Annotated in this window: 13 protein-coding genes; 5 read left to right on the top strand and 8 right to left on the bottom strand. The window is 72.2% G+C overall.

The window, feature by feature from the left end; all coding sequences use genetic code 11:
* Positions 1 to 39 precede the first annotated feature (39 nt).
* The 4 genes from ACZ7GX_RS06325 to ACZ7GX_RS06310 form a co-directional block, all read right to left on the bottom strand.
* Positions 40 to 411, bottom strand: a complete 372-nt coding sequence (locus tag ACZ7GX_RS06325; RefSeq protein WP_498773498.1) for a hypothetical protein — start codon at positions 409 to 411, stop codon at positions 40 to 42.
* Positions 412 to 529: 118 nt separating this feature from the next.
* A complete protein-coding gene (locus tag ACZ7GX_RS06320; RefSeq protein WP_498774073.1) occupies positions 530 to 1,897 on the bottom strand; it encodes a dihydrolipoyl dehydrogenase family protein in 1,368 nt (455 codons plus the stop codon).
* Positions 1,898 to 1,951: 54 nt separating this feature from the next.
* On the bottom strand, positions 1,952 to 2,602 hold the full coding sequence (locus tag ACZ7GX_RS06315) for a TetR/AcrR family transcriptional regulator (RefSeq protein WP_498773496.1): 651 nt from the start codon (positions 2,600 to 2,602) through the stop codon (positions 1,952 to 1,954).
* Between the two features lie 138 nt (positions 2,603 to 2,740).
* Positions 2,741 to 3,415, bottom strand: coding sequence for a hypothetical protein (locus ACZ7GX_RS06310; protein ID WP_498773494.1), 675 nt, complete (start codon positions 3,413 to 3,415; stop codon positions 2,741 to 2,743).
* Between the two features lie 258 nt (positions 3,416 to 3,673).
* Here ACZ7GX_RS06310 and ACZ7GX_RS06305 point away from each other — a divergent pair, with 258 nt between their 5' ends.
* Together ACZ7GX_RS06305 and ACZ7GX_RS06300 are read left to right on the top strand one after the other, a co-directional pair.
* Complete coding sequence (locus tag ACZ7GX_RS06305) at positions 3,674 to 4,516, top strand: SGNH/GDSL hydrolase family protein (protein WP_498773492.1); 843 nt, start codon at positions 3,674 to 3,676, stop codon at positions 4,514 to 4,516.
* 259 nt (positions 4,517 to 4,775) lie between these two features.
* A complete protein-coding gene (locus tag ACZ7GX_RS06300) occupies positions 4,776 to 7,025 on the top strand; it encodes a HelD family protein (RefSeq protein ID WP_498773490.1) in 2,250 nt (749 codons plus the stop codon).
* Between the two features lie 126 nt (positions 7,026 to 7,151).
* Here ACZ7GX_RS06300 and ACZ7GX_RS06295 read toward each other — a convergent pair whose 3' ends face one another.
* The 4 genes from ACZ7GX_RS06295 to ACZ7GX_RS06280 all read right to left on the bottom strand — a co-directional run bounded on the left by ACZ7GX_RS06295 (position 7,152) and on the right by ACZ7GX_RS06280 (position 8,539).
* Positions 7,152 to 7,361, bottom strand: a complete 210-nt coding sequence (locus ACZ7GX_RS06295) for a hypothetical protein (protein ID WP_498773488.1) — start codon at positions 7,359 to 7,361, stop codon at positions 7,152 to 7,154.
* A 68-nt stretch (positions 7,362 to 7,429) separates the two neighbouring features.
* A complete protein-coding gene (gene crcB, locus ACZ7GX_RS06290; RefSeq protein WP_498773486.1) occupies positions 7,430 to 7,762 on the bottom strand; it encodes a fluoride efflux transporter CrcB in 333 nt (110 codons plus the stop codon).
* Positions 7,759 to 8,112 (bottom strand): fluoride efflux transporter FluC, encoded by a 354-nt coding sequence (locus ACZ7GX_RS06285; protein ID WP_498773485.1) that lies wholly within the window; start codon positions 8,110 to 8,112, stop codon positions 7,759 to 7,761. The genes crcB and ACZ7GX_RS06285 overlap by 4 nt, the downstream gene beginning before the upstream one ends.
* Positions 8,102 to 8,539, bottom strand: a complete 438-nt coding sequence (locus ACZ7GX_RS06280) for a MarR family winged helix-turn-helix transcriptional regulator (RefSeq protein WP_230566821.1) — start codon at positions 8,537 to 8,539, stop codon at positions 8,102 to 8,104. The genes ACZ7GX_RS06285 and ACZ7GX_RS06280 overlap by 11 nt, the downstream gene beginning before the upstream one ends.
* A 53-nt stretch (positions 8,540 to 8,592) precedes the next feature.
* Between ACZ7GX_RS06280 and ACZ7GX_RS06275 the strand changes: the two genes are divergently transcribed.
* From ACZ7GX_RS06275 to ACZ7GX_RS06265, 3 genes are read left to right on the top strand one after another with little or no spacing between them, the layout of a single operon-like run.
* On the top strand, positions 8,593 to 9,873 hold the full coding sequence (locus ACZ7GX_RS06275; RefSeq protein ID WP_498773482.1) for an MFS transporter: 1,281 nt from the start codon (positions 8,593 to 8,595) through the stop codon (positions 9,871 to 9,873).
* A 54-nt stretch (positions 9,874 to 9,927) separates the two neighbouring features.
* Positions 9,928 to 10,734 (top strand): SAM-dependent methyltransferase, encoded by an 807-nt coding sequence (locus ACZ7GX_RS06270; protein WP_498773480.1) that lies wholly within the window; start codon positions 9,928 to 9,930, stop codon positions 10,732 to 10,734.
* 6 nt (positions 10,735 to 10,740) lie between these two features.
* Entirely contained in the window at positions 10,741 to 12,813 is a 2,073-nt protein-coding gene (locus ACZ7GX_RS06265) for a putative bifunctional diguanylate cyclase/phosphodiesterase (RefSeq protein ID WP_498773477.1), read from the top strand.
* Positions 12,814 to 12,904 lie beyond the last annotated feature (91 nt).

The following is a 12,904-nucleotide window of genomic DNA, read 5'->3' as shown; positions in this document are numbered from 1 at the left end:
CCACTGGACCAACGCGCGAACCCGAGCCGGACCAGCGCCTCAACGTCCCGTGCGCACCATGCCGACCCCGATCAACCCGAACGCCACGTGCAGCACGATCACCAGCCCGGCCACCGCGCACAGCGTCTCGGTGCCCGGTTTGCCCGCGATCGCGCCGAACGAGAACAACCACCCGCCCACCGCGATCGCGAATCCGGTGAACAGCACCGGTTTCGGCACGTGGGCCAGGCACAGCAGCGCGTTGGACCGCGCCCGGAACAACGTGTGCAGCACGACCGGCACGATCAGGAATCCCGGCAGGTGCACCGCGACCGGCGGCCACGAAGGGCCGCCGGGCAGGAACGTGGACGCGATGACGAAGGCGCACCACAGCACCGCGCCGATCGCGAGAGCCACAGTTCCCCTGGTCACGACCGCAGTGTAATGAGCTGAAGCCGCATTTTGAGGTTAAGAGTCTTTATGGACGCACGGTCGATACGGCACTCGGCGGAGGGTGTACACGATGTGCTGACACACCGTGCACGCAGCGTCAGAGACCGTAGGCCTCGAGGAGCCTCAACCACACCTCACTGATGGTGGGGTACGCCGGAACCGCGTGCCACAACCGGTCCACGGTGACCTCGCCGACGATCGCGATGGTGGCCGCGTGGATCAGCTCCGCCACGTCCGGGCCGGCGAACGTGACGCCGACGAGCGTGCGCTTGCGCTCGTCCACGATCATCCGCGCCTTGCCCCGGTACCCGTCCGCGTGCAGGGACGACCCGGCCACCGCGATGTCCAGGTCGACGACCCGGATCTCCAGCCCCGCCTCGCGGGCCTGCGCCTCGGACCAGCCGACCGACGCCACCTCGGGATCGGTGAACACCACCTGCGGCACGGCCGTGTGGTCGGCCGTGGCGACCGGCGCGGTCCACGGCTCCGGGTCGGTGGCGCCGGTGACGATCGCCGTGCCGACCGCCCGTGCCGCGTACTTGCCCTGGTGGGTCAGCAACGCGCGGCCCGTGACGTCGCCCGCCGCGTACAGCCAGTCCACTCCGGACACCCGACCGGTGTCGTCGACTTCCAGCGCCCCGCCCGCCGTGAAGCCGAACTGCTCCACGCCGAGGTCGAACGTCGCCGGCTGACGACCGGTCGCGATCAGCAGGTGCGCACCTCGCGCCTCCGACCCGTCCGACAGCTTCAGCGAAACCTCGTCCGATCCGTCCGAAGTGGACACACCGACCGCCTTGACCCCGGTGACGAGCCGAACGCCGTCCTCCCGCAGCCCTTCCGCGACCAGGTCGCCCGCGAACGCCTCGAACTTCGGCAGCGGCCGGGCGCCGGAGACGACCAGCGTGACGTCGGAGCCGAGCCGGGCCCACGCCTGCGCCATCTCCACGCCGACCACGCCGCCGCCGAGCACCACCAACGACTCCGGCACCTCCTGCGCGGAGGTCGCCTCGCGCGACGTCCAGTACGGCACGTCCGACAGACCGGGCAGCGACGGGATGCGCGGCACGCTGCCCGTGCACACCACGACCGCCTTGGTCGCGGTCAGCACGCGCCCGTCCACGTCGACCCGGCGCTCATCCGCCAGCCGGCCGCGGCCGCGCACCACCGTCAGCCCGGCGCCCTCGGCCCACTCGACCTGGCCCGAGTCGTCCCAGTCGGAGGTGAAGCTGTTGCGCCGCTTCAACACCTCGGCCGGGTCGAGCCGCTCACCGACCGGCACGCCGGGCACCCGACGGGCGGCGGCGAGCGCGTGACCCGGGCGCAGCAACGCCTTGCTCGGCATGCACGCCCAGTACGAGCACTCACCGCCGACACGTTCGGCTTCCACCAGCGCGGTCCGCAGGCCACCGGCGGCGGTCCGGGCGGCGGCGTTCTCGCCCACCGGGCCGCCGCCGATCACGATCACGTCGAAGTCGTCGCTCACCGGTCCACCCCACACCACCCGGACCGGCGCGGCAAGTCACGAGGGGTCGAACACCCCGGACAACATCTTCAAGATCACGCCGTCGGCCGTGCCGAGCACCACCGCGCGCTCGTCGGGATCGACCCGCTCGGCCAGTTTGAACATGGCGTCCGCGGTCTGGGCGGCCATCCGGAACGTCAACGTGACCGGTGCGTCGCCACGCACCGCGAAGCGGGTCAGGAACAGGTCGCGCAGCCGTTCGGCCATGAGTTCGTACTGGTCCACGGAGGCGTCGAGGCGGTGCCCGTCGAGCAGGTCGCTGAACCGCACCCGCCCGAAGCCGGGGATCTCGACCAGCATCCGCAGGTAGACGGCGACGACCTGCTGCACCGCTTCCCGCCAGTCCTCGGCGAGGCGACCCTCGGTGAACAGCGATTCCACGCGACCCAGGTACTCCTCCATGCCGCGCAGCGCGAGCGCGTGCACAACAGAACGCTTGTCCGGGAAGTATTGGTAGAACGATCCAATTGGCACGCCTGCTAGCTCGACGATCCGGGCGGTGGTGATGTCGTCGTAGTCGTAGTCGTTGAGCAGCGTCGCGCAGGCATCGACAATCGCGGACACCGTCGCGGCGCCGCGCTGCTGAACAGGCTGACGACGCATCACCTTGGCTAAGCGGTTTTCGGCGGGATTTTCTGGCACTCGCACATCTTGATGGATACGGACCGGTAAGCCCAAACAGGCGATTCCGGAATGTGATGTGAGGTCTGCTCATCTTTCCCGGATAGATTGTTGGGGCGCAAAACTATTTGCATACCCTGACCTGATCGCGAAATCCGGTCGGACTCACCGCGGGCCGCGCTGCGCCGGAACGGGTTCGGGCAGTTCACCGGGTGTTTCACCGACCGACGGCCGTTCGGCGGAAGCCGGGCGGGCGATCGGCGCCCCCGGCCGTCGGCGCGGTGGCCGAGTCACGTAGGGGCCGACCAGCCGGGCCAGCACCAGCCCCGGCGCGACCAGCGGCACCACCGCCGACAGCGCCAACGCGGTCGCGCCGGCCCTGGCCACGTCCCGCGGGATGACGGCCACCCGGTCGACCACGAACGCCCGCCGCCCGGTGATCGACACCAACCCCATCACCGCGAGGAACACCGCGAACGACAGCAGCGCCCACCGCACCGCGACGTAGCCGACGTCCTCGGCCGCCGCCATCACCGCGAGCCAGCCGACCGACGCCGACGCCTGCCGGCCCGCGCTCGTCATCGCCCACAGCAGACCGCCCGCCACGGCCAGGAACCCGGTGCGGCCGTCGAACCACCCGCGCGCCGCGTCCAGCCACCCCGTCGGCAGGCCGGCCCACCGCACCGGCAGCACCTCCAGCGGGCTCGGCGCGCCGAACGCCTGACCCGCCACCCACGCCAGGGACCACGCCGACACGACCGCGGCGAACCCGAGCTGCCACTTCGGCCGGTCCACCGCGACGCGGCACAGCCTCGCCAACTCCCGGCGCCTCTCCTTCACCCGTCCCAGCGTGCCGGAGTGATCATGTCCCGCGATCCGGTTTCACCCGCGTGCCTTCGTAGAGCCGCTCATCGGGTGGTGGGGCGACCGGCCCGCCATCACCCGACGTGGCGCACGGCCCCACCCCGGCTCGGCATCCGACCCGGCGCCACCGTCGTGAACACGCTCGGGTGATCTACCCCGGCTCACCGGCACGCCCCCGCGGCCCAGACCACATCATGGCCAGCGGACACCCCCGATCACGAAGAGGAGGCGGTCGTGCGCAGGCTGCTACCGGCGTTGCTGGCGGCGTTGTCGATCACCTGGACGGCCGGTGCGGCGGTCGCCGAACCGGGCTACGAGTACGTGGCGCTCGGCGACTCGTCGGCCGCGGGACCGCTCATCCCGCAGCAGGACCCCGAAGCCCCGGGCTGCCTGCGCTCGACGAACAACTGGCCGTCGGTGCTGGCCGCCCGGATCGGGGCCCGGCTCACGGACGTGACGTGCTCCGGCGCGGTGACCGACGACCTGGCCGGGTCGCAGGCGACCGTCGACGGCGAGCAGCAGGCGCCGCAGGCGGACGCGTTGAGCCCGTCGACCGACCTGGTGACGCTCACCATCGGCGGCAACGACGTCGCGCTGGGCGACGCGGCGTTGCAGTGCGTCAACCTGCTGCCCCCGCCGTTCGGCACGTCGTGCCGCGACGTGTTCACCGCCGGCGGTCGGGACGAGCTGGCCGAGCGGATCGACGCCTACGCGGCCGAGTTCGCCGCCGCGCTCGACCTGGTCTCCGCCCGCGCGCCGCAGGCGCGGGTCGTGGTGGTCGGCTACGGCACCCACATCCGGCCCGGCGGCTGCTTCCCGGACCAGCCGATCTGGCCCAAGGACGCGACCTACCTGCAAGCGAGCATCCACCGGATGAACGTGCTGTTCGCCCGGGCGGCGGCCGAGCACGGCGCGACGTTCGTCGACGTCGAGTCGCCGAGCACGGGCCACGACGCGTGCGCGCCGGCGCGCGTGAGGTGGTTCGAGGGCGTGACCCTGACCGGCCCGGCCGCGCCGATGCACCCGAACAAGGACGGCATGGCCGCGATCGGCGGGATCGTGGCCGCCCAGCTGTAGCGAGCGCGGGCCGCAGCCCGCCACCAGGACCGCCGGACCAGCACCGCCAGGCCGCCGTCGAGCACCCGCTCGACGGCGGCCTTCGCGCGTTCACGGTGTCGGGTCGCGGGCGCGGACTTGTTCACGCACCGGCGGGAAGAACGTGTAGTAGATTAGACGTTCTGCGCATGACGAGCGCAGGACTGTGAGCCCGCAAGAAACCGTCAGCCGCAATGCGACACACAGGCTGATAAAACACGCTATCCAGAAATGAGGCACGTTGTCAAGCCCCTCCGATGACCTCCGGCTCGCGGAAACCGAGTCGGAGCAGGAATACGTGTCGATGCTGTACCGCAGGCTGGACGACCTCCGCGAGCAGAGCTCGAAGCGCCTGGCCGGCGCGCTGCGGCAAACCGGCGGGACGCACCAGATGCGCTCCGAGCGGGACACCTCGGTGGCCATGTACTCCGACCAGCTGGCGCAGTACAGCGCGGTGGAGAACGGGTTGTGCTTCGGCCGGCTCGACTTCCACACCGACGAGCGGTTCTACATCGGCCGGATCGGCTTGTTCGACGAGGACAAGGAGTACGAGCCGCTGCTGATGGACTGGCGCGCGCCCGCCGCCCGCCCGTTCTACCTGGCCACGGCCGCCGCGCCGGAGGGCGTGCGCAGGCGCAGGCACCTGCGGACCAAGCAGCGCAAGGTCGTCGGGTTCGACGACGAGGTGCTCGACATCAACTCGGTCGACCTCGACCGCCGGTCCGAGGGCCTGACCGGCGAGGCCACCCTGCTGGCCGCGGTGAACGCGAGCCGCACCGGCCAGATGGGCGACATCGTCGCGACCATCCAGGCCGAGCAGGACAAGATCATCCGCACCGAGCTGAACGGCGTGGTCGTCGTGCAGGGCGGTCCGGGCACGGGCAAGACGGCGGTCGCGCTGCACCGCGCCGCGTACCTGCTCTACACGCACCGGCGGCAGCTGGCGAAGCGCGGCGTGCTCGTGGTCGGGCCGAACGCGACGTTCCTGCGCTACATCGGGCAGGTGCTGCCGTCGCTGGGCGAGACGGGCGTGCTGCTGTCGACCGTCGGCGAGCTGTTCCCCGGCCTCACCGCGGTCGGCCGCGAGCCCGCCGAGGTGGCCGCGCTGAAGGGCCGCATCGAGATGGCGGACGTGGTCGCGCACGCGATCCGGGACCGGCAGGAGGCGCCGAGCCTGGTCGAGGTGCCGTTCGACGGCGACGTGCTGCGGCTGGACCGGCGGGCGATCAGCGACGCGCGCGGCCGGGCGCGGCGCACCAGGCGACCGCACAACGAGGCGCGGCGGACGTTCCAGCGCGAGATCATCTCCACGCTGGCGTCGCAGGCCGTGTCCCGGCTGGGCAGGCACCTGCTCGACCAGGCCGACGTCGACGACATCCGGCGCGAGCTGCGCGAGGACCCCGCCGTGCAGTCGGCCATCGAGAAGCTGTGGCCGACGCTGTCGCCCCAGACCCTGCTCGAAGACCTGTACGCGTCGCCGAAGCTGATCGCCAAGGCCACGCCGAAGCTCTCCCCCGCCGAGCGCGAGCTGCTGGCCCGGCCGCGCGGCGCCGAGTGGACGCCCGCCGACGTGCCGCTGCTCGACGAGGCGGCGGAGCTGCTCGGCGAGGACGACACCGAGGCCAAGGCGCGCGCCGAGCGACAGCGGCGGCAGGCGATCGACTACGCGCAGGGCGTGCTGGACATCCTCGACCTGGAGGACGACGCCGACCCGGAGATCCTGATGGCGACCGACCTGGTCGACGCCTACAAGCTGGCCGAGCGGCACGGCGCGGAGCGCTACGAGACGGCGGCCGAGCGCGCGGCGGCGGACCGGACGTGGACGTTCGGGCACATCATCGTGGACGAGGCGCAGGAGCTGTCCCCGATGGCGTGGCGGACGTTGATGCGCCGGTGCCCGTCCAAGTCGATGACCGTGGTCGGCGACATCGCGCAGACCGGCGACATCGCGGGCGCGTCGTCGTGGCACGAGGTGCTGTCGCCGTACGTGATGGACCGCTGGAAGCTCACCGAGCTGACGGTCAACTACCGGACGCCGTCGGAGATCATGGCCGTCGCGGCGGACGTGCTGGCGTCGGTCGACCCGGACCTCGTGCCGCCGACGTCGGTGCGGGACAGCGGTTTCGCGCCGTGGAGCCTGCGGGCCGAGTCCCTGGTCGAGGCGCTGCCGACGCTGGTGGACAAGGAGGTCGCCGCGATCGGGGACGGCAAGCTGGCGGTGATCGTGCCGGCGGCGTCGGTGGCGTCGCTGCGCGCCGCCGTGCCGGGCGCTTCGGACGACCTCGACGCGCAGGTGGTGGTGCTGGCCGTGACCGACGCGAAGGGCCTGGAGTTCGACTCGGTGCTGGTCGTCGACCCGGCGGGCATCCTGGCCGAGTCGCCGCGGGGCGCGAGCGACCTGTACGTGGCACTGACCCGTGCCACCCAACGGCTGGGCGTCGTGCACACCGGCGACCTGCCGGAGGTGCTGGGGCGGTTGGCTGCCGTGTGAGCGGTGACCGGGATCGAGGCGGCTGCGGGCCGCACCGCAGCCAAGGTCGGCGGCAAGCTCTTCGGCGCCGCGAAGCAGTCCCTCGCCAAGAAGCGGTCCGCCACGACAGCCGCACGTTGACGGCCGTCAGAGTCGCCGGCCCACGCCCGAGGCGCTGTGGTCGGCGCTGGAGCCGATCGTCACCGACAGGAGTCCGAGGTCATCTCCCAGATCGCGCTCCAACTGCTCGACGAGCGGCAGGACGACGGTGCCGGCGAAGTTCTGCGGTTGGTGCTCCGCCGCGGCGGCTACTCCGACATCGAACTCGCCGCCCGGACGCTCGGTTACCTGGTGCATGAGTGAGAGGGACGTGCCCGAAGAGGTGCGGGACTTCCTCGACCGGTGGATGAGGAGGGAGTTCGACGTCATCGGGTGAGGGCGTAGCCGAGGGCGGCGGCGGCCAGGCCCGCGGTCAGGCTCGCGGTGACGTTGGCCAGGGCCTGGAGGTAGCGGCCGTCCTCGGTCAGTCGCACGGTCTCGTAGCTGAACGTGCTGTAGGTCGTCAGGCCGCCGCACAGGCCGATCCCGACCAGGGCGAACAGGTGCGGTGACGTGCCGGCGACGCAGCCGAGCACGAACGAGCCCACGACGTTGACCGCGAAGGTGGCCCAGGGGAACGACCGCTGGACCAACCGACCGGCCGCGTAGCGCAGCGACGCGCCCACCGCCGCGCCGACGAAGACCAGCAGGACCGTCATGGCCACACCCGGCGGGTCGCGGCCATGGCGGCGAAGGTCGCGCACAGCGCCAGGAACAGGGTTCCGAACAGGTAGGCGACGGCGGTCAGGCCGCCCAGCCGCACGGCGTCCAGCGCGTAGCCCGAGAACGTGGTGAAGCCGCCCAGCACACCGATGCCGAGGAACGGCCGGGCGAGCGGGTGCAGGCGCGGCACCAGGACCATCAGCACACCGATCAGCGCGCAGCCCACCACGTTGACCAGCAGCGTCCCCCACGGGCCGGGGACGACCGCGGACAGGCCGAACCGCGCCAAGCCGCCGACGCCACCGCCCAGGGCGACGGCCGCGACGGTCCGGACCTCAGTGCGCACGCAGGTGGTCCACCAGGTGGTCCAGGGCGGCCAGGGCGCGGACCACGTCGGCGCGCTCGCCCGGCTCGAGCTTGTCCAGCGCCGACCCGATGCGCTTCTCGTGCGCGGCCTGCCAGACGGCCAGCTGCTCGTGCCCCTGCGGCGTCACGGAAAGCCGGGCCACGCGCCGGTCGCTGGGGTCGCCGCCCCGTTCGACGAGACCGTTCTCGATCAGCTGGCCGACGAGCCCGCTGACCGTGTTGGGCGCGAGCCGCAGCTCGGCCGCGAGGTCGCCCACGCGCATCGGGGGGCGCTCGGCGAGCGTCTGGAGCAGCTCGACCTGCGCCATCGGCAGGGAGTCCCACGGCCATTCCGACCGGATGCTCGTGCGCAGTGCCCGGCGGAGCCTCGTGACCACGTCGGTGAGCGAGCGTGCCTCGTCTGACATGCGCGAATGGTACTGGGTCGCAATATGTCGGATACCGAGATAGTCTGGCCGCGATGAATCGCTCCCTGCGCTGGTTCGTCGCGGAGTCACCCCGCCCGCGGCGGGTCGCGACCTGGGCCGGTGCGCCCTGGCTGGCCGTGGCCACGGTGTGCCTCGGCGCATTCCTCGGTCAGTTCGACGCGAGCGTCGTCACACTCGCCCTGCCCGCATTGCGGGACGACTTCGGCGCGTCACCCGAGTGGGTGTCGCTGGCGTACCTGTTGACGCTGGCCGCGTTCGTCGCGCCGATCGGGAAGTGGTCGGACCGGCGGGGTCGCAAACTCGTGTACCTGTACGGGTTCGTGGTGTTCACCGGCGCTTCGGTGGCATGCGCGTTGTCCCGGGACCTGGACGTGCTGATCGCGTTCCGGGTGGTGCAGGCGTTGGGCGCGGCGATGTTGCAGGCCAACAGCGTGGCGCTGGTCGTGGCGGCCGTGCCGCGCGACCGGATGCGCCGGGCGTTGGGCGTGCAGGCGACCGCGCAGGCGTTGGGGCTGGCGCTCGGCCCGACGGTCGGCGGCCTGCTGGTCGAGGCGTTCGGGTGGCAGTGGGTGTTCCTGGTCAACCTGCCGGTCGGCGTCCTCGCCCTGGTCGCGGGCCACTTCCTGCTGCCGCGCACGCGTGAGCGCGGCAGCGGCCCGGTCGACGGGATCGCCGTCGTGCTGCTCGCCACGGCCACCACGGCGTTGCTGCTGGTGCTCTCCGGCGCGAGCCCGTTCCTGCTGCTGCTCGCCCTGCCGGCGGGCGCCGGCTACGTGTGGCGCGAACCGCTGGTGCGCCGGGTCAAGGGCGGCCTGTTCGGCGCGACGTGCGGGTACCTGGTGCTGTTCGGACCGCTGGTCCTGGTGCCGTTCACGTCCGACCGCGGCCCGCTGGCGACCGGCGTGCTGCTCACCGCCCTGCCGGTCGGGTTCGCGCTCGGCGCGGCGCTGCCGTGGCGAGTGCCGCAGGCGGGCGCGGCACTGTCCACAGTGGCCTGCGGGGTGCTCGCCTGGCACGTCCACCCGGTCGCCCTGGTGGCGTTGGGCCTCGGGCTCGGCCTCTTCATCCCGGCCAACAACGCGGCCGTGCTCGCCGCCCTCCCCCGAGGCGACGCCGGGTCGGGTGGCGGCCTGGTGAACCTCGCCCGCGCGCTCGGCACCGCGTTCGGCGTGGCGGTCCCGCTCTTCGTTCACGCGCACTGGGGACCACGAGTGGCGTTCGGGACACTGGCGGTGATCGTTCTGATGATCCTTTGTACGCCGATCGGGGACAAGCTGCCGCGTCTCGGCCCACGGGTACGGCCGCATCAGTAATCTCGCCCCGGTGGGGCGAGAGCTGGGGCTGGCACACACACGGGTGAGGACGCGGTGGCGGATCGGCTGAACTGGGTCCCCGACGACGTGAACACCGGGCTGCCCAGCGCCGCGCGGCTCTACGACTACCTGCTCGGCGGCGGGCACAACTTCGCGGCCGACCGCGAGCTCGCGGAGCAGTTCCTCCGCGCGCAGCCCAACGCCCGCACGATCGCCCGCCTCAACCGCGCGTTCCTGCGCCGGGCGGTGCTGCACCTGGTCGAGGCCGGCGTGCGGCAGTTCCTCGACCTCGGCTCCGGCATCCCGACCGTCGGCAACGTGCACGAGGTCGCGCGCAAGGTCGCGCCCGAGTCGCGCGTGGTGTACGTGGACTTCGAGGACGTCGCCGTCGCGCACAGCCGGATGATCCTGGCGGGCGACGACCGGTCCGCCATCCTGCACCAGGACCTGACCGAGCCGGACGCGGTGCTGGCGGACGTCCGCGACACCGGCCTGATCGACTTCGCCGAGCCGGTCGGCGTGCTCGCGGTCGGGATGTTCCACTTCGTGGCGCCCGAGCGCGACCCGGCCGGCGTGGTCGCCGCGTACCGCGACGCCGTGCCGCCGGGCAGCCACCTCGCCCTGTCCCAGTTCACCTACGACCTGCAACCCGAGGCGATGGCCCGCGTCGTGGCCGTGATGCGCGACAGCCCGGACCCGATGTTCCCCCGCACGCACGCCGAGATCACCGCGCTGTTCGACGGCTTCGAGCTGGTCGAGCCCGGCGTGGTCCCGCTGCCGCGGTGGCGGCCGGAGGAAGGCGCCGTCGAGGAGGACGCCGAGCGGGCGGGGATCTTCGCCGGGGTGGGGCGCAAGAAGTGAGCCGACGTGTCGCCACGCGCTAGGACCCGGCGGCAGGACGTCGCCCGCGAGTGGATGCGGGCGGTCTACCCCACCGCGTACGTGCCGATGTCACCGGTCGAGATCGAGCTGTACCTGCTCGAACTCGTCGATGTGATCGCCGACGCGGTCCAGGCCGAGCCGTTCACCGTCGACCCGGTCGCGGTGGTCGGCCAACGGCTGGTCGAGGCGCACTTCACCGGCCCGGACACGTTGCAGCGCACGGTGGACGTGCTCGGGCACGCCCTGCTGTTCAGCCCCGAGCTGCGGGACGTGCCGCGGCTGGCGGAGAAGGTCGTCGCCATCCTGGGCGCCGTGAGCGCGGGCTTCGCCACCGCGATGCGGCTGGACGCGCTGGACCAGCAGGAAGAGGTCAAGCTCGCGCTCATGGCGGCCAAGCTGCGCGCCGAACGCGTGCTCGAGGCCAGCGAGGCCAGGTTCCGCGAGGTGTTCGACGCCTCCGCGTTCGGCATCGTGATCACCGACCTGCGCGGCCGGTGCGTCGAGGTGAACGGGGCGCTGGCCGAGATGATCGGCCGCGACCGCGGCGAGCTGACCGGGCGGCGGCTGGTCGAGCTGTTCGACCCGGCCGACGCCGAGGCGCTCGCGGCCAGGTACCGGGCGGTCGGCGACGGCCGGGTGGCGCGGATGCGCGAGCAGCGACGGCTGCTGCGCGAGGACGGCGAGCCGGTGTGGGTGCACCTGGCGGTGTCGTCGCTGCGCGACGCGGACGGCGAGCCCGCCTACCACGTGACCATGGTGGAGGACGTCAGCGAGCTGCACCTGCTGCGGAAGAACCTGGACTTCCAGCTGCTGCACGACTCGCTTACCGGCCTGTCCAACCGGCAGCGCTTCGCCACCCGGCTGGAGGCGCTGCACGGCAGGTCCCAGGCTGGGATCACGCTCTACCACCTCGGCCTCGACGCGTTCTCGCTGGTGAACAACGGCCTCGGCCACGCGTTCGGCGACCGGCTGCTCACCGAGGTCGGCCACCGGCTCGAAGCCCTGCTCGAAGAGGACGTCGCGCTGGTCGCCCGGCTCGGCGGCGACGAGTTCGGCATCGTGGTGGACAACTCGCCGACCACGCCGAGCGTGCCCGACATGGTCGACCGGATCAACGAGGCGCTGCGGCGGCCGATGGAGGACGGCGTCGCCCTGTCCGCGTCCATCGGCGTGGTCGACCGGCCACCCGCCGGGTGGGACGTCGCGGAGATCCTGCGCGCGGGCGACACGACCCTGCGCCGGGCCAAGACGTGCGGCAAGCGGCAGTGGCTGCCCTACGACAAGCACGCCGACCGGGCGCTGCGGGAACGGCACGCGCGGGCCGCGCGGATGCCCGGCGCGTTGGCCGAGCAGGAGCTGGAGGTCGAGTACCAGCCGGTCCTCGACCCGGCCGACGGGCGGGTGCTCGGGCACGTGGCCCGGCTGCGCTGGGACGACGTCGGGCACGCCGAGTGCGTCGCCCTGGCCGAGGAGACCGGGCTGTCGCCGGCGCTCGGCCAGTGGGCGCTGCACGAGGCCGCCGTCGCCGCAGTCGGAGCTTCCACGCCGGACTCCACTGCGTCGGATTCTTTCGGGCACCTGTACTTCGAGCTCTCCCCGATGCAGTCCCGCGACGAGGACCTGGTGCGCACGGTGATGCGGACATTGGACGTGACCGGCCTGCCCGCGTCCCGGCTGCGGATCTTCCTGGACACCCGGTCGATGCTCGACGGCATGGGTGACGACAACGCGCAGGTGTTGCGGGACAACGGGATCGCCACCGGGCTGACCCGGTTCAACGGCGGGCAGGCCGAGCTGTCGCTGCTCGACGAGCTGCCGGTGGACGCGCTGGTCCTCGACCCGTCGGTGGTCGGCAGGCTCGCCGACCGGCCCGAGTCGTTCCTGCACACCGCGGTGGAGCGGATGGTCGCGCTGATCCGCGAGGCCGGGGTGTCGGTGCTGGTGCCGGACCTGGCCACGGCGGAGCAGGCGGCGTGGTGGACGCGGGTCGAGGTGGACGCCGCGTACGGCGACCACCTCGCGCCCGCCGTGCCGTCCTACGAGCTGTCCGACGCCTAGCGCCTGTTTCACAAGTCTCGTTCGATGAGAGTCGCGCCTGAGGTGGTTCCCGGCGGTGCGGCCGAATGGGCCGCATACCGCTGTTGTATGT

The sequence above is a fragment of the Actinosynnema sp. NPDC037264 genome (genome assembly GCF_055603705.1).
This window is presented reverse-complemented; position numbering and strand designations above follow the sequence as displayed.